Here is a 17,607-nt window from a genome sequence, read left to right as displayed (position 1 = left end):
CAGGCCGAGGAGGGCACCGCCCATCGCCTGGGCGGTGGTGAGGATGAGCGGTTCGGCGATGTTGGGAAGGACGTGCCGGGTGAGGATGCGGCGGCTGCAGGCGCGCAGGCCTTCCGGGTCGCGTGCGGCGAAGACCCCGTACCAGCCGCCCTCCGGGCGGGCGCGGCTCGTGAGCCCGGTCAGCCAGCGCATGAACGCGGCCACTTCCACCGGTAGTTGATACACCGTCATGCGTCACGCACCTGCCCCGCGGTCGACTGGAACCTTCCGGTCCGCGGGTATTGGACCGCAGTCGTGTTACGGGACGACTACGGACTGTTTTCATCCGGATGTGCGGGAGTCAGAACGTCACGACGATCCCGGTGTGCGGGCGCTTGCCGAGTCGGACGATCATGGCCGGTACGTCCGTCAGCCAGTACTGCCAGGTGTACTTGCGCGAGAGCAGGCGCCGGATCCGGCGCAGCTCCTCCCCCTCCACCAGGCGGCCCTTGCCGGCGAACCGCTCGGTGCCGTCGGCGATGTTGCCGCGCAGGTCGCAGACGGCGACCTCGACCCGGGAGTCGTTCCGCAGGCGCTTGACCTTCCAGGAGTCGGAGCAGGTCCACACGTACAGCTCGGAGCCCTCCGTCACGTACCAGACGGGCGTCGCGACCCCCGTGCCGTTCTTCCGGAAGGTGGTCAGGCTGACGTAGCGGCCGCGCCGCAGCTCTTCGGGCATCATGCCCGGCAGCCTAAAGCGCGCGTCGGCGGGCGGTGCCGGGCTTCGCGGGCCGGCGGCGTGGCGTGACCGGCCGAGGGTGCTGTCAGCCGACGTCGACCAGGAACTGCAGCCTGCCGTCCGTCGCGCGGAACAGGGCGCGCCGCACGGTGGGTTCGCTGTACGAGGACTTCGGAGTCACCGGGATGACGCACCCCTGCTCCGTGGTGAGGCACTTGTCCAGTGCGGTCTCGATGCCCTGGACCGACGCGACACCCGGCGTCTGTTCCATCCACCGCCTGACCACATCGAGTTCGCCGGTGCACAGATCGTCACATGTGTCGTCCTTCGTGTACGTCACTCGCTCCCGGTCCTCCGGAGTGCGGGACGTGGCCGCCCGGATGAAGCCCGAAGGCGCGGCCAGTGCCTCGGCGGCGCGCCGGTTCGTCTCGTAGTCCGGGCCCGTCTTGCCGTAGAGGACGTACCCGGTCACCGATGCCGCGGCGACCACCAGCACTGCCGCACCGGACAGCACGGCCCGGCGACGCCGGGTGCTCCCGCGGGGCGCGGCGGCCGGAGGTCCGGCGGGTTCCGGTCCGAGGGGTCCCGGCCCGACGGTCGGCTGTGCGGCGAGGTGCGCGGCCGGACTCCACGAGGGCGCCGTGGGCGTTGCCGGGGAAGCGGGCGCCGCCGTCGGGACGGTCGGGGGCGCCGAGACAGCCCGGTTCAGACGGGTCCGCAGCTGCTCCATGGTCAGACGCGCACCCGGATCCTTGTGCAGCAGGCCCTCGAGCACCGGACCGAGCATCCCGGCCCGCACGGCCAGCGCCGGTTCTTCCGTCGCGACCGCGACCAGGACCGCGCTGGGCGCCGTGCCCTCGAACGGAGCACGCCCCTCCACAGCGGCGTAGAGGGTCGCACCCAGGGACCACAGATCCGACTCGGCGGTCGCGGGCATCCCCCGGACCTGCTCAGGAGCCATGTACGCCGGCGTTCCCATGATCATGCCCGTGGCCGTGAGGGTGGCGTCCCCCTCAAGGGCGGCGATCCCGAAGTCCGTCAGAACGACCCGGCCGTCCTCGAGGAGGATGTTGGCGGGCTTGATGTCCCGGTGCGTGATCCCCCTGCGGTGCGCGGCGTCGAGCGCGGCAGCCACCTGCAGGCCGATGTCGGCGACCTGTCGCGGCGGAAGCGCGCCGTGCGCGTCGACGAGATCGGCGAGGGAACCGCCGTCCACCAGCTCCATGACGATCCAGGGCCGGCCGTCAGGGCCTGAGATCCGATCGTGGACGGTGATGATCCCCGGGTGCTTCAGCCGGGCGGCAGCCCTGGCCTCACGGTCCAGCCTGGCGATCCAGTTCTCCCGCTCGGCGTGCCCGAGGTGATCTGGCAGCCGCAACTCCTTGACGGCGACCTCTCGCCCCAGCCGCTCGTCGTGTGCCCGCCAGACGGCGCCCATTCCGCCCTGGCCGAGGAGGCGGGTCAACCGGTAGCGGCCCGCGAGGACTTGCCCGTTGTCGTCATTCACGGACGGACTATAGTCGGGGGCTTCCCTCGCCGGCCGCGGCAGAGGCGACTTCGATATCGCGTTCCGCCCCTGGGAGGCCTTGACCGGCGGCGGGAACGGCGACAAGGTCACCGAGTACTCCCTGCTGTTCGCAGGCCACGTGTGCGTCTACAGCGGCCGTCTCACCTCCGTGTCCGACGCGGACGAGCCGGGCAGCGCGGCGATCGGGGCAGCCGGGGGCACCCTCGAACGCGCCGAGCCGGAGGCCGCCGCCAAGAACTGCGCCGGGCAGCCCGCGATGACCCTCGGGAGCCCGCTCGACATCACCCTCACCGACAGCGGCAGCTCCAACCGGACGCGGACGCCCCGCTCACGGGCGACACGCTGGAGGTCGCGACCGGACTGACGAAGTCCACCGACTGACCGACCTCCCGCAGTGCCGCGAAGCGGTCAGCCGGCGGCGTGCTCGTACGCGGCCCGGGCCTCGGTGATCTCGGGGGCGTGGGTGCGCGCCCAGTCGCAGGCGGTGTCGAGCGGGGTGAGGAGGGACCGGCCGAGGTCGGTGAGGGCGTACTCGACGCGGGGCGGGTTCTCGTCGTGGACGGTGCGGGCGAGGAAGCCGTCGCGCTCCATGGCGCGGAGGGTCTCGGTGAGCACCTTGGGGGTGATCCAGTGCAGGGGGACGCGGAGTTCGGAGAAGCGGCGGGGCGTCCCGTCCTCCAGGCAGCGCAGCACCATCGCCGTCCACTTGCCGCCGCCGACGCGGATGGGCTGGGCGGGGACGCCGCAGTCGGGATCGTGGAAGAGGGAGGGGCTCAGCGGCTCCGGGAAGGACGTCTCGATCATGAGGCCGACGCTAGCCCAGTACCGTTGAAGTAACCAGGGGTGCCCGTTCTACGGTCCAGCCATGGACAACGACAGCAGCAACAACGGTAAGAACATCATCGTCTTCGGGGCCGGCGGGCGCGTCGGCCGGGCGGCCGTGGCGGAGGCGGTGGCGCGGGGCCACCGGGTGACGGCCGTGGTCCGCGACCCGGCCGCGTACGGCGACCTGGAGGGCGCGGGAGTCACGCTCGTACGGGGGGACGCGACGGACTCCGCCTCGGTGGCGGCCCTCGCCGCGGGCCACGACGCCGCACTGAACGCGGCGGTCCGGCTCGACGTGCCCTCGGCCGACTTCTTCACGGCCGCGGCGAAGGCCCTGGTCACCGGGCTCACCGAGGCGGGGGTGGGGCGACTGCTCACCCTGGGCATCGTCACGACCCTGGAGACCGCTCCCGGCGTGCGGCTGATGGACGCGCCCGACTTCCCGGCGGATTGGCGGACGTTCGCCCAGGGGCACGTGGCCGAGTTCGAGCTGCTCACGGCGGAGGCCGGGCCCGGGCTCGACTGGCTGATGGTGGTCCCGCCGATGGACCTGAACGCGGAGGCGGACCGGACGGGCGCGTACCGGACGGCGGTGGGCACGGTGCTCGACGGCCCGGGCCGTATCGCCCACGCCGATCTGGCGCTCGCCCTCCTGGACGAGATCGAGCGCCCGCGCCACAGCCGGGTGCAGCTCGCGGTCTCCGTCTGACCCCTGAAGGGCGGGTCAGACGGGGGCCGGGGTGCAGTGCACCACGAGCTCGTCCATGGAGAGGCGGAGGACCCCGGCCAGCGCCGCGACGGTGAAGAAGGCCGGGGTCGGGGCGCGGCCGGTCTCGATCTTGCGGAGAGTTTCGGCGGAGAGGCCGGCGGCCGCGGCGATCTCCACCATGGACCGCTCGCCGCGCGCCTCGCGCAGGAGGAGGCCCAGGCGCTCGCCGCGCTCGCGCTCTTCGGGGGTCAGGGGTGTGCGCACCATGTCGACCATTCTAATACCGGTATAGTAATTGGCTATGGTGGAGATCAAGACGAACGAATCCCTGGCGGCCATGCGTGAGGCTGGGCGGGTGGTGGCCCGTGCCCTGGCGGCCGTACGGGAGAAGGCGGCGCCCGGCGTGCGGCTCACCGAGCTCGACCGGGCCGCGCGCGACGTGCTCACCGAGGCGGGCGCCGGCTCGCCCTTCCTCGACTACCACCCGGACTGGGCCCCGGTGCCGTTCCCCGCGGTCGTGTGCGTCTCCGTCAACGACGCCATCGTCCACGGCATCCCGGACGGGACCCGGCTGGCCCCGGGCGACCTCGTCTCCGTGGACTGCGGGGCGACGCTGGGCGGCTGGGCCGGCGACTCGGCCGTCAGCTTCACGGTCGGCCCCGCCCGGCCGGAGGACACCCGGCTGATCGCCGCGGCGGAGGAGGCCCTGGAGGCCGGCATCGCCGCGGCCGTCGTCGGCAACCGCATCGGCGACATCGCCCACGCGATCGGCCGGGTCTGCCGGGACGCGGGCTACGGCATCCCGGACGGCTTCGGCGGCCACGGCATCGGCCGCGCCATGCACGAGGACCCGGGCGTCCCCAACGAGGGGCGCCCGGGCCGGGGCATGAAGCTGCGCCACGGGATGGTGCTCGCGATCGAGCCGATGCTCATCGGCGGCGGCACGGACGGGCACTACACGGCGCGGGACGGCTGGACGATCCGTACGTCCGACGGCTCGCGCGCCTCCCACGCCGAGCACACGGTGGCGATCACGGACGACGGCCCGCGCGTCCTGACGGCCCTGTAGCGGGTCAGGGCGCCGGCCTCCTGACCGCCGCCAGGACGCCGGCCTTCCGACCGCTCCTACGGCGCCGGGCGTACGACCATCGCCGAGCCGCCGCCCCTGCGGACCGTCTCCGCGGCGGCCACCCAGCGGCCGTCCGGGAGGCGCTGGACGCCGGTCGCCGCGCCGATCTCCGGGTTCTGCCGGAAACCGTGCCCGATGCCCTCCAGCTCCGTCCTCAACGGGCTGTTCCACAGGGCCGGTTCGAGTTCGGTGGTGGTCTGGTTGCGCTGGCTGGCGCGCGGCGCGGCGATCGCGTCGACGAGCGGAAGCCCCCGGTCGAGGACGCCCGTCAGCGTCTGGAGGACCGTGGTGATGATGGTCGCGCCGCCCGGGGAGCCGAGCGCGAGGACGGGCCGGTCGTGCCGGTCGAGGACGATGGTCGGGGAGATCGAGGAGCGCGGCCGCTTGCCGGGGCCGGGCAGGTTCGGGTCGTGGACGGCCGGGTTCGCCGGGGCGAAGGAGAAGTCGGTCAGCTCGTTGTTGAGCAGGAAGCCCCGGCCGGGCACGGTGATGCCGCTGCCGCCGGTGGACTCGATGGTGAGCGTGTAGGCGACGATGTTGCCCCACTTGTCCGCCACCGTCAGATGGGTGGTGTTCTCGCCCTCGTACGTGGTCGGGGCGGCGGTCCCGCCGCTCGCGCACGGCACGGGGCTGCTCGGGTCGCCGGGGGCGAGCGGGCTGGTGAGGGCGGCGTCGTCGCGGATCAGGCAGGCCCGGGAGTCGGCGAACCGCTGGGAGAGCAGGCCTCGGGTCGGCACGGACTCGAAGGCCGGGTCGCCGACCCAGCGGCCCCGGTCGGCGAAGGCGATGCGGCTGGCCTCGATGTAGCGGTGCAGGTAGCGGGCCGGGGAGGCCGTCGAGAGGTCGGTGCCCTCCAGGATGTTGAGCGCCTCGCCGACGCTCGTGCCGCCGGAGGAGGACGGGGCCATGCCGTAGACGTCGAGCCCGCGGTACGAGACCTTCGTGGGCCTGCGGGACTCGGTGCGGTACGCGGCGAGGTCGGCCTCCGTCAGGTCGCCGGCGCGGACGGTCCGGGTGGCGCCCTCGCGGAGCGGGGGCGTGCGGACGGTGTTCACGATGTCCCGGGCGAGCGGCCCCCGGTAGAGGGCGCCGACGCCTTCGCGGCCGAGCTTCTCGTACGTACGGGCCAGGTCGGGGTTCTTGAAGACGGAGCCGACCACGGGCAGTCGCCCGCCGGGCAGGAAGAGCGCGGAGGTGGCGGGGAAGTCGCGGAACCGGGCCTCGTTGGCCGCGGTCTGGGCGCGGAAGGTGGGGTCGACGGTGAAGCCCTCGCGGGCGAGCCGTTCGGCGGGTTCGAGCAGGGTGTCGAGCCGCTTGCTGCCCCAGGCGTCGAGGGCGGTCTTCCAGGTGGCGGGGGTGCCGGGGGTGCCGACGCCGAGGCCGCTGGTCTGGCCCTCCTCGAAGGGGATGGGCTTGCCGTTCTCCGTGAAGAGGCCGGGCCCGGCGGTCCGGGGCGCGGTCTCGCGCCCGTCGACGGTCCGTACCGTACGGCTCTTCGCGTCGTAGTACACGAAGTAGCCGCCGCCCCCGATGCCCGCCGAGTAGGGCTCCGTGACGCCGAGGGCGGCCGCGACGGCGACGGCGGCGTCGACCGCGTTGCCGCCCTTGCGGAGCACCTCGATGCCGGCGGCCGAGGCGTCGGCGTCGACACTGGCGACGGCGCCGCCGTAGCCGACGGCGACGGGTTCCTTGACGGGTGGGTCCACGACGGGCGGGGCCTTCGGTGGCGCGGCGGCGCCCATCGAGAGCACCGTCGCCGCGACGGCGAGAAGTGAGACCCTGCCAGCGACGGAGCGACGCATTCCTACCTCCAGTCAACGACCGTCCGCGCAGCGTAACTTCCCGCGCCGCCTCCCGTCAGGACCGCCTCGAACAGAAAGCCGGGCGGCCGCTAGCATGCGCGCCCATGAACGAAGACGTGCGCAACGTGGTGCTGGGGGTCCTGGCCACCGGCGTCAGCGGCTCCCTCGGCTGGCTGACCCGCACCTACTTCTGGCGGCGCCGAATGCGCCGCAAGCAGGCCTTCTTCGGGCTGCCCTCCGGTTCGGAGTGTCTGCTCGTGGTGAACCGCCTGGCCGGCAGCGAGCGCGGCGTGCACGCCACCGACGTGTCGGCGCTGCTCGAACTGTCGGCGCTGATCAAGGACTGCGGGGCGCGGCCCCGTGTCGTGCAGCACGACACGGCCCGTCAGGGTCTCGGCGAGACAGCGGAATTCTGCATCGGCGGTCCCTACTCCAATCGGCGCATGGCGGCCCATCTGCCGAACCTGCTGCCGGGACTCACGATGAACGTCGAGCAGGAGCCGCGCGAGGACCGGGGGATGATCACCGTGGCGGGCGAGACCTACCGCCCGGAGTGGGGCGTCAGCGAGTACGTCGTCCTCGCGCGCCTCACCCGCGGCGAGGGCGACCGGCCGGTGTTCCTGCTCTGCGGCCAGGCCGCGGTCGCCAATCAGGCCGCGGCGCGGCACCTGGCCCGTCACCACAAGGCGCTGACCGGCAAGTACGGGCCGGACGGCTCCTTCGTACTCCTCCTGAAGGTGGTCAACTCGCAGGCGTACGGCCCCGACGTGGTGGAGTTGGTGGCCGATGTCACGAGCGCGGCGCGGAGGGCTCCAGCGGTCGAACCGGCAGCGACTTGATGCCGTTGACGAAGTTGGAGACGAGGCGCCGGGGCGGCCCCGCGAGGGCGAGGCCGCCGCAGGCCGCGCGCACCTCCTCGTGGAACACCCGGAGCTGGAGCCGGGCGAAGTGCGCGCCGAGGCAGACGTGCGGGCCGTCGCCGAAGGAGACGTGCGGGTTCGGGGTCCGGCCGAGGTCGAGGCGGTGCGGGTCGGCGAAGACGCGCTCGTCGTGGTTGGCGGAGGCGTGGAAGACGACGACCTTGTCGCCCTCCCGGATCTTCTGCCCGGCGAGTTCGGTGTCGCGGGCGGCGGTGCGCCGGAAGGAGAGCACGGGCGGGTGCACGCGGAGGAGTTCGTCCACGGCCGTGTCCATGGAGACCGCACCGCTCCACAACCTCCGCTGCTCGTCGGGGTTTTCGGCGAGGGCGAGGACCCCGCCGGGGGCCGCGCTGCGGACGGTGTCGTTCCCGGCGACGGTCAGCAGGAAGAAGAACATCTCCAGTTCGGCGTCGGCGAGTTCGGAGGCGGCGAGCACGCTCATGACGTCGTCGGCCGGGTGCGCGCGCTTGTACGCGGCGAGCTCCTGCGCGTAGCCGAACATCTCGGCGAGCATGGCGGGCGAGCGGGGGTTGACGGGCCTCCCCTCCGCGTCGAGGACGGGTGGCTCGTCGGGGTCCTGGTAGGCGATGACCCGCTCGGTCCAGGCGTGCAGCAGCCCCCGGTCGCTCGCGGGCACTCCGAGCAGGTCGGTGAGGTTGAGCAGCGCGTAGTCGTCGGTGACGGCCCGGACGAGGTCCACCTCGTCGCCGGCCGCGAACGCGGCACCGAGCAGCTCGCGGGCCCGCTCGCGGGCGGTCACGGCGAAGCGCTCGATCCGCCCGGGGGTGAAGGCCCGGCTGACGAGCCGCCTCAGCCTCCCGTGCGCGGGCGGATCCTGATTGAGCATCATGCGGCGGATGAAGGGCAGGTCCGCGGGGTCGGGATCGCGGATCTGGGTGGCGCCGAGGTGCGAGGAGTACGTCCCCGAGTCCTTGAGCACCCGGACGACGTCGGCGTGCCGGGTGACGGCCCAGAACCCGGACCCGGCGGGCCAGCCGAGGACCTCCGGCTCCTCCTGCCGAGCGACGGGGGCCCGGTCGCGCAGGACGCGGAAGCGGTCGTGCGGGATGCCCGTGGCGTAGATCCGCGGGTCGAAGACGTCGGGTGGAACGATCCTGCTCTGCACCGGCCCTCCCGTCGGGGTGAAGACGTGACCATCATGACAGGTCACGGCAGACCGCCGCCCTGCGCGCTTCGGGGGATCTCCCCGGCCTGGTCACCGCCCAGCGCCGTCTGACCGTCCGCCGCGCGCTCCGCCGGGAGGCCTCTGGCAGCCGATCCGTGGAATCGCTCCGCCCCGCCTTCGACGAAGGCGTCATTCTCGCCCGCCGCCTTCCCGAAGACCGCTCCGCCCTCGCCCGCGCCCTCACCGACCGGTCCATGTTCCTCCTCGCCGTCAAGCGGTACGAGGAGGCGCACGCCGACTTCGCGGAGGCCACCGCCCTCCGGCCAATCGTTACCCGCACGTAACTTACTGACCGGTTACCACGGGTAAGCCGCTCCGGTTACCGTCGGGTCACTTTCACTGCCCCCCAACAGTGCCCCCCAGTGAGGAGTGCCCCGTGCGCACATCCCTGGTCCTCGCCGTCTCGGCCGCTCTCGTGGCCGGGACGGCCCTCGGGCTCGCCCCCGCCGCCCAGGCCGCCGAGACCGCCGGATCCATCCGCTTCGTCGACATCGCCGGGGACGGCGGCACCGTCCTCAAGGCGAACGTCGTCACCCCCGCCGGAGCCGACGGCGCCGCCCGCCACCCCGTGATCGTGCTGCCCACCAGCTGGGCCATGCCCCAGGTCGAGTACCTCGCCCAGGCCCAGAAGCTCGCCGACTCCGGCTACGTCGTGGTGAGTTACAACTCGCGCGGCTTCTGGCAGTCCGGCGGCGAGATCGAGACCGCCGGCCCCAAGGACATCGCCGACGCCTCCAAGGTGATCGACTGGGCCCTCGCGAACACCCCGGCCGACCCGGACCACGTCGGCATGGCGGGGGTCTCGTACGGCGCGGGGATCAGCCTGCTCGCCGCCGCGCACGACCCGCGGATCAAGGCCGTCGCGGCGCTCAGCGGCTGGGCCGACCTCATCGAGTCCATCTACAGCGGCCGCACCCAGCACCTCCAGGCCGCCGCCCTGCTGGGCGGCGCCGGCTACCTCACCGGACGGCCGGGGCCCGAACTCCAGCAGATCCTGGGCGACTTCCTCTCCTCCAACCTGGCCAAGGAGGAGGACATGATCGCCTGGGGCCGCAAGCGCTCCGCCGTCGAGCAGATCGACCGGATCAACGCCAACGGCGCCGCGATCATGCTCGGCAACGCCTGGGGCGACACCATCTTCCCGCCCAACCAGTACGCGAGCTTCTACGAGAAGCTCACCGGTCCCAAGCGCCTGGAGTTCCGTCCGGGCGACCACGCCACCGCCGAGGCCACCGGCCTCCTCGGCCTGCCCAACGACACCTGGACCAGCGCCCACCGCTGGTTCGACCACTACCTCAAGGGCGTCGACAACGGCGTCGACCGCGAGCAGCCGGTCCGGCTGAAGCCCCGTTCCGACGCCGGCTACGAGGGATACCCCGACTGGAAGTCCCTCGACGCGAACCGGCGGAAGTTCGACCTCGACGGTACGCAGCGGATCTGGGCGAACGTCGACTCCGGAGCCGACGGCGGCGTCGTCATGCTCTCCAACCTCCTGGACCAGTTCTTCCAGGCCCCGCCCGTCGCCTCCATCCCCCTCCTCCCCCGCGCCTTCGCCGGCGTCTGGCAGTCGGAGCGGTACGACACCCCGCAGCGGGTGCGCGGCACGGTGAAGGTGCACACCACGGTCAGCTCCACGAAGGAGAGCGGCACCCTCGTCGCGTACCTCTACGACGTGGGCCCGCTCGGTCTCGGCAAGCTGGTGAGCAACGCCCCGTACACCTTCCACGACCGGACCCCGGGGCAGCCGTTCGGCGTCGACCTGGAGCTCTTCTCGACGGCCTACGACGTCCCGGCGGGGCACCGGCTCGCCCTGGTCGTCGACACCGTCGACCCGCTCTACATCGAGCACAACCCGACCGGCGCGCAGCTGACCTTCTCCTCCCCCACGGCCGACCCCTCGTACGTGTCGGTCCCGCTGCGGGCGGAGTGATCACCGGCTGCTGCCGGGCGGGTGCGACTCGGGGGGCGTGTGACCCCCTACTGCTGTCCCGGCAGCAGCGTCTGCGGTTCGGCCGGGGCGACGTCCACGGCCTTCGTCTTCGGGCTGCGGCGCTCCCTGCGGGCCACCCAGGTGGCGAACCAGGAGAGCAGCATGCACATCCCGATGTAGATCGGTGAGATGACGAGGACGACGGGGATGAACGGCAGGTCGTAGTCGAGGTTGGACGCGATCAGCTTGCCCGCGTGCAGGAACTCCTCGTAGGTGATGAGGAAGCCGAGCGAGGTGTCCTTGAGGGCGACCACGAGCTGGCTGATGATGGCCGGGAGCATGGCGCGTACGGCCTGGGGCACCAGGACGTACGTCATCACCTGGGTCTTGCGCATGCCGAGCGCGTACGCGGCCTCGCCCTGGCCGCGTGCGACGGCGTGGACGCCGGTGCGGAAGACCTCGGCGAGCACGGAGCCGTTGTAGAGGGTCAGGCCGGCGACGAGCGCGGGCAGCGGCTGCACCTTGAGCGCCACGAAGATGAAGAAGATCATCACGAGGACGGGCATGGCGCGGAAGAACTCGACGAGCAGGGTCGAGATCCAGCGCGGCACCCGGTGCTCGGAGAGGCGCCCGGTGGCGAGGACCGCGCCGAGGGCGAGCGAGAGGACCGAGGCGTAGGCGAAGGCCTTGAGGGTGTTGCCGAGCCCCTTGAGCAGCAGCTCCTGGATGCCCTGGTACTCGAAGGGCGTCCATTTGGCGGAGGTGAACTGCTCGGTGTCGAAGAGGAGGTACAGGACCCAGCCGACCAGGGCGAGGAGGACCGCGGTGGACGCGAGTCCGTAGAGGAGGTGGCGCCGCCGGGCGCCCGGCCCGGGGATGTCGTAGAGGGCGGTGGACTCGGTCATCGGGCGACTCCCCAGCGCTTCTCCATGAGGTGGAAGAGGGCGCTGATGGTGAGGGTGATGATCAGGTATCCGACGGCGATCCAGACGAAGGTCCAGACGATGTTGTAGCCGAGTTCGCTGAGGGTCTTGTAGGTGCCGAGGAGTTCGGTGACGCTGAACGCCCCGGCGATCGCCGAGTTCTTGGCGAGGGCGATCAGGGTGGAGCCGACGGGTGGAATGACCGTGCGGAAGGCCTGCGGCAGGACGATCGTGGAGAGGGTCTGGGAGAAGGTCATGCCCAGGCTGCGGGCGGCCTCGCCCTGGCCGCGCGGCACGGTGTTGATGCCGGAGCGCAGCGCCTCGCAGATGAAGGCGGAGGTGTAGCAGCCGAGGGCGAGGACCGCGAACAGCTTGAAGGGCAGGACGAGTCCGAAGCGGGGCAGGCCCAGCATGACCGCGAAGAAGAGCAGGGTCAGCGGGGTGTTGCGCAGGACGGCGACCCAGACCGTGCCGAAGACCCGGAAGGAGCCCACGGGCGCGACCCGGAAGGAGGCCATGACGAAGCCCAGGACGAGGGCGAGCGCCGAGGCGTAGACGGTGAGTTCGACGGTGCCGAGGAACCCCTTGCCGTAGAGCGAGAAGTTGTCTGTCAGTACGTCCATGTCAGGCTCCTCCGGTCAGCTCGCCGGGTAGCGGTCGATGGCGGGCGGCTTCGGGGCGGGGACCCCGGAGAGGCCGAGGGTGGCGTCGTACGCCTTCTTCCAGTCGCCGTTCTTCTCGTGGACGGCGATGGCGTCGTCGAGGGCGAGGCGCAGGGCGGTGTCGCCGTGCGGGACGCCGATGCCGTACGGCTCCTCGGAGAACGGCTTGCCGACGACCTTGAGTTCGTCGGGGACCTTGGCGGCGTAGCCCATGAGGATCGTGTCGTCGGTGGTGACCGCGTCGACCTGGTAGGTCAGCAGGTTGTCCACGCAGACGGAGTAGGTGTCGTAGGCGACGAGTTCGGCCTCGGGGTAGTCCTTCTCGATGCGCTGGTACGGGGTGGAGCCGGCGGCCGAGCAGACCCGCTTGCCGTCCAGGTCCCGCGGTCCGTCGATGTCGTTCTCGTCGGTGCGGACCAGGAGGGACTGGCCGGCCTGGTAGTAGGGGCCGGCGAAGCCGACGAGCTTCTTGCGGTTGTCGTTGATGGTGTACGTGCCGACGTAGTAGTCGATCTGGCCGTTCTGGAGGGCCGTCTCGCGGTTGGCCGAGGCGATGGTGCGGAAGTCGACGCCGGCCGGGTCGAAGCCGAGGGAGGCGGCCATCATCTTGGCGATCTCGATGTCGAAGCCGGAGTAGCGGCCGGTGGCGGGGTCCTTCTCGCCCATGTAGGGCTGGTCCTCCTTGGCCCCGACGACGAGCCGGCCGCGTTTCCTCGCCCGGTTCCAGGTGGCGGAGTCCGGCAGGGTGAAGCCCGACTCGACCCGGTAGACGGGGAGTTGGTCGGGCTGCGGGCCCTTGACGGGCGGGCTGCCCTCCTTGCCGCAGCCGCCGAGCGCCGCCGTCACGGCGAGCAGCAGGGCGAGGGGGGCGAGGGTCCGGTGCGTGCGCTGCATGGTTCCCACCCGGGTCAGTGCTTGAGGATCTTGGAGAGGAAGTCCCTGGCGCGCTCGCTGCGCGGGGCGGTGAAGAACTCCTCCGGGGCGCGGTCCTCGACGATCTTCCCGTCGGCCATGAAGACGACCCGGTTGGCGGCGGAGCGCGCGAAGCCCATCTCGTGGGTGACGACCACCATCGTCATTCCCTCGCGGGCGAGTTGCCGCATGACCTCCAGGACCTCGTTGATCATCTCCGGGTCGAGGGCCGAGGTCGGCTCGTCGAAGAGGAGGGCCTTGGGGTCCATGGCGAGGGCGCGGGCGATGGCGACGCGCTGCTGCTGGCCGCCGGAGAGCTGGGCCGGGTACTTGTCGGCGTGCGCGGCGAGTCCGACCCGGTCGAGGAGTTCGCGCGAACGCCGGTCGGCCTCCTCCTTCTTGCGCTTGCGGACCTTCATCTGCGCGAGGGAGACGTTCGCGAGGACGGTCTTGTGCGCGAAGAGGTTGAAGGACTGGAAGACCATGCCCACGTCGGCGCGCAGCCGGGCCAGCGCCCTGCCCTCCTCGGGGAGGGGCCGGCCGTCGATGAGGATCTCGCCCGACTCGACGCTCTCCAGTCGGTTCATCGCGCGGCAGAGGGTGGACTTGCCGGATCCGGAGGGGCCGATGACCACGACCACCTCCCCGCGTCCGACGGTGAGGTCGATGGACTGGAGGACGTGCAGCGTGCCGTAGTGCTTGTTGACGCCACGCAGTTCGATCAGCGGATCGACGACGGCCATGCGCTGCCCTGCCCCGTTTCTCGGCGGTGTCGCGGTCAGCGCAAACTTTCCACGGAAAAAAGGGACTTCACGCCCGACACGCATGAAACGGGAATAAGCCGTATTTACTGCAGAAGGGTGGACCGGGCAGGCGGAAGCTCAGTACTCGGAGGCCTCCGCGTACACCTGGGAGAGCTGCGGCGCGCCCGTCATCGCCCAGTCGAGCCCGGCCTCGACGACCTGGATCTCCCGGCCGGAGGCGAGCCGCACCACGGGGCCGCCGCCGGGCCACACCTGCCACCGGGCGCCCGGCACGTTCCGGACGATCACGGTGCCGAGGTAGAGCCCGGCGTCGTTCCCGAACCAGGGAAGCTCTTCGGGATCGTTCCGCCAGCGGGGCGGAAGCTGGTCGAGCTCCTGGAGGGAGCTCGGGGTGTCGTCCAGGGCCACCCCGGCCTCCGCGACCCGGGACCGCAGCAGCTCGCACTCCGAGAGGAGGTCGGCCACCCCCTCCGGGTCGCGGTCGAAGGCCGCGACCAGGGGGGAGTCCGAGGAGTCGGGCTCATGCCGCTTGCGCCAGCTGTCCAGAAAGGGAATGTTCATCCGAACAGCGTCGCACCGGGGCCTCGCGGACGACCACCCGGCGCGCGGTGATCACCGCGACCGGCGTCAGACGTCGAGGTCGACGACGACCGGCGCGTGGTCCGAGGCACCCTTGCCCTTGCGCTCCTCGCGGTCCACGTAACTGTCGGAGACCGCCTCGGCGAAGGGCTTGTTCCCGTAGACCAGGTCGATGCGCATGCCCTTGTTCTTGGGGAAGCCGAGCGCGCGGTAGTCCCAGTACGTGAAGGGGTGGTCGTACTTGAGGGGGCGCGGGACCACGTCGGCGAGACCGGTCTCGCGGAGCCCGGCGAGCGCGGCCCGCTCCGGCTCCGTCACGTGCGTGGCGCCCTCGAAGACGGCGATGTCCCAGACGTCCTCGTCGGTCGGGGCGATGTTGTAGTCGCCGAGGACCGCGAAGGGGCGCTCCCCCGCCGCGTCCTGCGCGACGGCCGCCTTGAGCGCCTCCAGCCAGCGCAGCTTGTACGCGTAGTGCTCGTGGGCCACCTCGCGGCCGTTCGGCACGTACACCGACCAGACGCGGACCGGGCCGCAGGTCGCGGAGATCGCCCGGGGCTCCTGCACCCCGTCGTACTCCGGGCCGCCGGGCAGTCCGGTCACCACGTCCGCGAGGCCGACCCGGGAGACCAGGGCCACGCCGTTCCACCGCCCGGTGGCGTTGACCGCCGACTCGTAGCCCAGGGCGCGCAGCTCCTCGACGGGGAACTGCTCGGCGGTGCACTTGGTCTCCTGGATGCACAGCACGTCGGTGCCGCTGCTCTCCAGCCAGGCCAGGAGCCGGGGCAGCCGGGCGGTGATCGAATTGACGTTCCAGGTGGCGATGCGCATGGGCGCAAGCCTACTGGCGGGGTGTGACAGTGCGCGGATTCAGAGCTCGCGGTGCGCGGATTCAGAGCTCGGCGGAGGCGCCGGAGGCGAGGCGCGCGTGGTGGGTGCCGCCGAGCCCGCCGATCTGCCGGTCGTAGATGGGCCGCGCGAGATCGGTGAGCAGCGCGTCGTGGATGTCGTACGCCCGGCGCGGCTTGACCTCCCGCACGTAGTCGATGACCTCGGAGATCTTGTTCCAGGGGGCCATGACGGGCAGCAGCAGCGTGTCGACCGGGTGGTCGGGCACGGTCAGCGCGTCGCCGGGGTGGAAGACGGTGCCGTCGACGAGGTAGCCCACGTTGGTGATGCGCGGGATGTCCGGGTGGATCACCGCGTGCAGCTCGCCGTGGACCTGGACGTCGAAGCCGGCCGCCGTGAAGGCGTCGCCGTGCCCCACGGTGTGCACCCGGCCCGGAAAGGCCGCCGAGAGCCGGTCGGCGACGCTGCGCAGCGTCCAGATCTCGGCGGCCTCGTTGGCCTCCAGGGCCGCACGCAGCCGGCCCTCGTCGAAGTGGTCGGGGTGCTCGTGGGTCACGAGCAGCACGTCGGCCCCGAGGGCGGCGTCCTCCTCGGTGAACATGCCGGGGTCGAGGACGAGCGTGCGGCCGTCCTTCTCCAGCCGCACGCAGGCGTGGGACTTCTTCGTCAGCTTCACACCGCCAGGCTACGCCGGGGGCGTCGTCTCCTCCGCGATGACCCGGTTGACCACCTGCAGCGCCGTCTCGGCCGGCGGGAGGCCGCAGTACACGCCCGCGTGGAGGACGATCTCGCGGAGCTCCTCGGGCGACAGACCGTTGCGGAGGGCCGCCCGGGTGTGGTCGGCGAGGGCCTCCCGATGGCCACCGGCGAGGAGGGCGGTGAGGGTGACGGCGCTGCGCAGGCGCCGGTCGAGCCCCTCGCGGCTCCAGACCTCGCCCCACGCGTAGCGGGTGACGAACTCCTGGAAGGCGCCGTCCGGGTCGTCGGCGAGGGCCTGGTCGACATGGGCGTCGCCGAGGACCTCGCGGCGCAGCCCGAGCCCCTTCTCGTACGGGTCGGGCCGGCCGGCCCCGGCGGGCTCGGCGTCCGGGGCGGCGGGGGCGGGCTCGACGACCGGCACGGGCGGCACGGGCGGCGGCACGTTCAGGGTGCCGCTGGGCTCCTGGGCGGTGCCGGAGAAGTGCTCGGTGAGCAGATCGGTGACGGCGGCCGGCTGCTCGACGGGGGCGAGGTGCGAGGCGCCGGGGACGACGGCGAGCCGGGCGTCGGCGATCCCGGCGACCAGGGTGCGGGCCTCGGCGGGGCCGGTGACCTGGTCCTCGGAGCCGACGAGGACGAGGGCGGGGATGCCGATGCTGCCGAGGGCCTCGCGGACGTCGAAGACGGCGAGGGCCTCGCAGGCGGCGATGTAGCAGGCGGGGTCGGTGGTCCGGACCATCTGGACGGCCCAGTCGACGATGGCGGGCTGCGCGCCGGCGAAGAGCGGGGTGAACCACTGCTCGGGCGCGGTGCGGGCCATCGGCTCCAGGCCGTTGGTGCGGACGATGACGCCCCGCTGGCGGAACTCGTCGGCGGTGCCGAACCGGGGCGAGGTGGCGACCAGGGCGAGCGAGGCCACCCGGTGGGGCGCGCGCAGGGCGAGGTCGAGGCCGACGGCGCCGCCCAGGGAGCAGCCCGCGTATCCGAAGCGCTGGACGCCGAGCGCGTCGAGGGTGGCGAGGAGCCGGTCGCCGAGTTCGGCGACGGAGGTGAAGGGCTCCGCGGGGGCACCCCCGTGCCCCGGGAGGTCGAACCGGACGACCCGCCAGTCACGGACGAGCTCCGGTATCTGCCGGTCCCACATGTGGAATGTGGTGCCCAGTGATGGTCCGAGGACCAGGACCGGGGCGTCTTCTCGCCCGTCGACGCGGAATTGCAGGGTGTTCGGTGGTGTCTCGCTCACCCGCTCGACCCTCTCATCTCTCACCAGCGCTCACATCGGCGGGTCGAACCTAGCGCCTTCTTCTCCTCTCCCGCTCGGCAGGTCCCCGAGCAGCGAGCCGGTCGGGCCGGGTTCGCGTCGCGATCGGCGGGGCACGGTCCAGATAGGCGTCGCGGAGCCGGTGCACGTGCTCGGGGCCGTGGCGCTCCCGGAGGGCGCGGGCGGGCACCAGCAGGCTGGTGAAGGGATGGGC

Annotated in this window: 21 protein-coding genes and 1 pseudogene; 6 read left to right on the top strand and 16 right to left on the bottom strand. The window is 72.1% G+C overall.

What is annotated here, in order from left to right; all coding sequences use genetic code 11:
- From ABZ318_RS34170 to ABZ318_RS34160, 3 genes and pseudogenes are all read right to left on the bottom strand, one after another.
- Positions 1–231: pseudogene (locus ABZ318_RS34170) on the bottom strand (hypothetical protein); the annotation flags it as partial.
- Between the two features lie 109 nt (positions 232–340).
- Positions 341–721: a PPOX class F420-dependent oxidoreductase gene (locus ABZ318_RS34165; protein ID WP_356906330.1), complete on the bottom strand. Its 381-nt coding sequence runs from the start codon at positions 719–721 to the stop codon at positions 341–343.
- 82 nt (positions 722–803) lie between these two features.
- A complete protein-coding gene (locus ABZ318_RS34160) occupies positions 804–2,225 on the bottom strand; it encodes a serine/threonine-protein kinase (protein ID WP_356906329.1) in 1,422 nt (473 codons plus the stop codon).
- 79 nt (positions 2,226–2,304) lie between these two features.
- On the opposite strand from ABZ318_RS34160, the gene ABZ318_RS34155 reads away from it, so the two are divergent.
- Positions 2,305–2,610, top strand: coding sequence for a hypothetical protein (locus ABZ318_RS34155; protein WP_356906328.1), 306 nt, complete (start codon positions 2,305–2,307; stop codon positions 2,608–2,610).
- A gap of 44 nt (positions 2,611–2,654) precedes the next feature.
- On the opposite strand, the gene ABZ318_RS34150 is transcribed toward ABZ318_RS34155, so the two are convergent.
- Positions 2,655–3,050 (bottom strand): helix-turn-helix domain-containing protein, encoded by a 396-nt coding sequence (locus ABZ318_RS34150; protein ID WP_356906327.1) that lies wholly within the window; start codon positions 3,048–3,050, stop codon positions 2,655–2,657.
- A gap of 61 nt (positions 3,051–3,111) precedes the next feature.
- Between ABZ318_RS34150 and ABZ318_RS34145 the strand changes: the two genes are divergently transcribed.
- Positions 3,112–3,780: an NAD(P)H-binding protein gene (locus tag ABZ318_RS34145; RefSeq protein ID WP_356906326.1), complete on the top strand. Its 669-nt coding sequence runs from the start codon at positions 3,112–3,114 to the stop codon at positions 3,778–3,780.
- 15 nt (positions 3,781–3,795) lie between these two features.
- Here ABZ318_RS34145 and ABZ318_RS34140 read toward each other — a convergent pair whose 3' ends face one another.
- Positions 3,796–4,047: a helix-turn-helix transcriptional regulator gene (locus ABZ318_RS34140; RefSeq protein WP_356906325.1), complete on the bottom strand. Its 252-nt coding sequence runs from the start codon at positions 4,045–4,047 to the stop codon at positions 3,796–3,798.
- Positions 4,048–4,081: 34 nt separating this feature from the next.
- Here ABZ318_RS34140 and map point away from each other — a divergent pair, with 34 nt between their 5' ends.
- Positions 4,082–4,849, top strand: coding sequence for a type I methionyl aminopeptidase (map, locus tag ABZ318_RS34135; RefSeq protein ID WP_356906324.1), 768 nt, complete (start codon positions 4,082–4,084; stop codon positions 4,847–4,849).
- 56 nt (positions 4,850–4,905) lie between these two features.
- Here map and ggt read toward each other — a convergent pair whose 3' ends face one another.
- Complete coding sequence (gene ggt, locus ABZ318_RS34130) at positions 4,906–6,711, bottom strand: gamma-glutamyltransferase (RefSeq protein WP_356906323.1); 1,806 nt, start codon at positions 6,709–6,711, stop codon at positions 4,906–4,908.
- 104 nt (positions 6,712–6,815) lie between these two features.
- On the opposite strand from ggt, the gene ABZ318_RS34125 reads away from it, so the two are divergent.
- A complete protein-coding gene (locus ABZ318_RS34125) occupies positions 6,816–7,550 on the top strand; it encodes a hypothetical protein (protein ID WP_356906322.1) in 735 nt (244 codons plus the stop codon).
- Here ABZ318_RS34125 and ABZ318_RS34120 read toward each other — a convergent pair.
- Entirely contained in the window at positions 7,501–8,757 is a 1,257-nt protein-coding gene (locus tag ABZ318_RS34120) for a cytochrome P450 (protein ID WP_356906321.1), read from the bottom strand. The genes ABZ318_RS34125 and ABZ318_RS34120 overlap by 50 nt on opposite strands.
- A gap of 155 nt (positions 8,758–8,912) precedes the next feature.
- Between ABZ318_RS34120 and ABZ318_RS34115 the strand changes: the two genes are divergently transcribed.
- Together ABZ318_RS34115 and ABZ318_RS34110 are read left to right on the top strand one after the other, a co-directional pair.
- Positions 8,913–9,101: a hypothetical protein gene (locus ABZ318_RS34115; protein ID WP_356906320.1), complete on the top strand. Its 189-nt coding sequence runs from the start codon at positions 8,913–8,915 to the stop codon at positions 9,099–9,101.
- A gap of 92 nt (positions 9,102–9,193) precedes the next feature.
- Entirely contained in the window at positions 9,194–10,747 is a 1,554-nt protein-coding gene (locus tag ABZ318_RS34110) for a CocE/NonD family hydrolase (RefSeq protein WP_356906319.1), read from the top strand.
- A gap of 47 nt (positions 10,748–10,794) precedes the next feature.
- Here the strand turns inward: ABZ318_RS34110 and ABZ318_RS34105 are convergent, their stop codons facing one another.
- The 9 genes from ABZ318_RS34105 to ABZ318_RS34065 all read right to left on the bottom strand — a co-directional run.
- Positions 10,795–11,652, bottom strand: a complete 858-nt coding sequence (locus ABZ318_RS34105) for an amino acid ABC transporter permease (protein ID WP_356906318.1) — start codon at positions 11,650–11,652, stop codon at positions 10,795–10,797.
- Positions 11,649–12,293 (bottom strand): amino acid ABC transporter permease, encoded by a 645-nt coding sequence (locus ABZ318_RS34100; protein ID WP_356906317.1) that lies wholly within the window; start codon positions 12,291–12,293, stop codon positions 11,649–11,651. The genes ABZ318_RS34105 and ABZ318_RS34100 overlap by 4 nt, the downstream gene beginning before the upstream one ends.
- 15 nt (positions 12,294–12,308) lie before the next feature.
- Complete coding sequence (locus ABZ318_RS34095; protein WP_356906316.1) at positions 12,309–13,226, bottom strand: glutamate ABC transporter substrate-binding protein; 918 nt, start codon at positions 13,224–13,226, stop codon at positions 12,309–12,311.
- A gap of 14 nt (positions 13,227–13,240) precedes the next feature.
- The gene (locus ABZ318_RS34090; RefSeq protein ID WP_356906315.1) at positions 13,241–13,987 is read right to left on the bottom strand and encodes an amino acid ABC transporter ATP-binding protein; all 747 of its coding nucleotides are present in this window, start codon (positions 13,985–13,987) and stop codon (positions 13,241–13,243) included.
- Positions 13,988–14,125: 138 nt separating this feature from the next.
- Positions 14,126–14,569, bottom strand: coding sequence for a DUF6278 family protein (locus ABZ318_RS34085; protein WP_356906314.1), 444 nt, complete (start codon positions 14,567–14,569; stop codon positions 14,126–14,128).
- Positions 14,570–14,635: 66 nt separating this feature from the next.
- Entirely contained in the window at positions 14,636–15,415 is a 780-nt protein-coding gene (locus tag ABZ318_RS34080) for an exodeoxyribonuclease III (protein WP_356906313.1), read from the bottom strand.
- A 61-nt stretch (positions 15,416–15,476) separates the two neighbouring features.
- Positions 15,477–16,109: an MBL fold metallo-hydrolase gene (locus ABZ318_RS34075; protein ID WP_356906312.1), complete on the bottom strand. Its 633-nt coding sequence runs from the start codon at positions 16,107–16,109 to the stop codon at positions 15,477–15,479.
- A gap of 9 nt (positions 16,110–16,118) precedes the next feature.
- A complete protein-coding gene (locus tag ABZ318_RS34070) occupies positions 16,119–17,375 on the bottom strand; it encodes an alpha/beta fold hydrolase (protein ID WP_356906311.1) in 1,257 nt (418 codons plus the stop codon).
- Positions 17,376–17,424: 49 nt separating this feature from the next.
- Positions 17,425–17,607, bottom strand: a 183-nt coding sequence (locus ABZ318_RS34065) for a hypothetical protein (RefSeq protein ID WP_356906310.1), incomplete at its 5' end; no start/stop codon positions are given.

This window comes from Streptomyces sp. NPDC006197, assembly GCF_040613865.1.
In the GTDB taxonomy this organism is placed as follows: Bacteria; Actinomycetota; Actinomycetes; order Streptomycetales; family Streptomycetaceae; genus Streptomyces.
This window is presented reverse-complemented; position numbering and strand designations above follow the sequence as displayed.

Coding starts and splice junctions, on each gene's coding strand:
- ABZ318_RS34165 (WP_356906330.1), bottom strand. CDS start 721: ATGATGCCCGAAGAGCTGCGGCGCGGCCGCTACGTCAGCCTGACCACC.
- ABZ318_RS34150 (WP_356906327.1), bottom strand. CDS start 3,050: ATGATCGAGACGTCCTTCCCGGAGCCGCTGAGCCCCTCCCTCTTCCAC.
- ABZ318_RS34145 (WP_356906326.1), top strand. CDS start 3,112: ATGGACAACGACAGCAGCAACAACGGTAAGAACATCATCGTCTTCGGG.
- ABZ318_RS34140 (WP_356906325.1), bottom strand. CDS start 4,047: ATGGTGCGCACACCCCTGACCCCCGAAGAGCGCGAGCGCGGCGAGCGC.
- map (WP_356906324.1), top strand. CDS start 4,082: ATGGTGGAGATCAAGACGAACGAATCCCTGGCGGCCATGCGTGAGGCT.
- ggt (WP_356906323.1), bottom strand. CDS start 6,711: ATGCGTCGCTCCGTCGCTGGCAGGGTCTCACTTCTCGCCGTCGCGGCG.
- ABZ318_RS34125 (WP_356906322.1), top strand. CDS start 6,816: ATGAACGAAGACGTGCGCAACGTGGTGCTGGGGGTCCTGGCCACCGGC.
- ABZ318_RS34105 (WP_356906318.1), bottom strand. CDS start 11,652: ATGACCGAGTCCACCGCCCTCTACGACATCCCCGGGCCGGGCGCCCGG.
- ABZ318_RS34100 (WP_356906317.1), bottom strand. CDS start 12,293: ATGGACGTACTGACAGACAACTTCTCGCTCTACGGCAAGGGGTTCCTC.
- ABZ318_RS34095 (WP_356906316.1), bottom strand. CDS start 13,226: ATGCAGCGCACGCACCGGACCCTCGCCCCCCTCGCCCTGCTGCTCGCC.
- ABZ318_RS34090 (WP_356906315.1), bottom strand. CDS start 13,987: ATGGCCGTCGTCGATCCGCTGATCGAACTGCGTGGCGTCAACAAGCAC.
- ABZ318_RS34085 (WP_356906314.1), bottom strand. CDS start 14,569: ATGAACATTCCCTTTCTGGACAGCTGGCGCAAGCGGCATGAGCCCGAC.
- ABZ318_RS34080 (WP_356906313.1), bottom strand. CDS start 15,415: ATGCGCATCGCCACCTGGAACGTCAATTCGATCACCGCCCGGCTGCCC.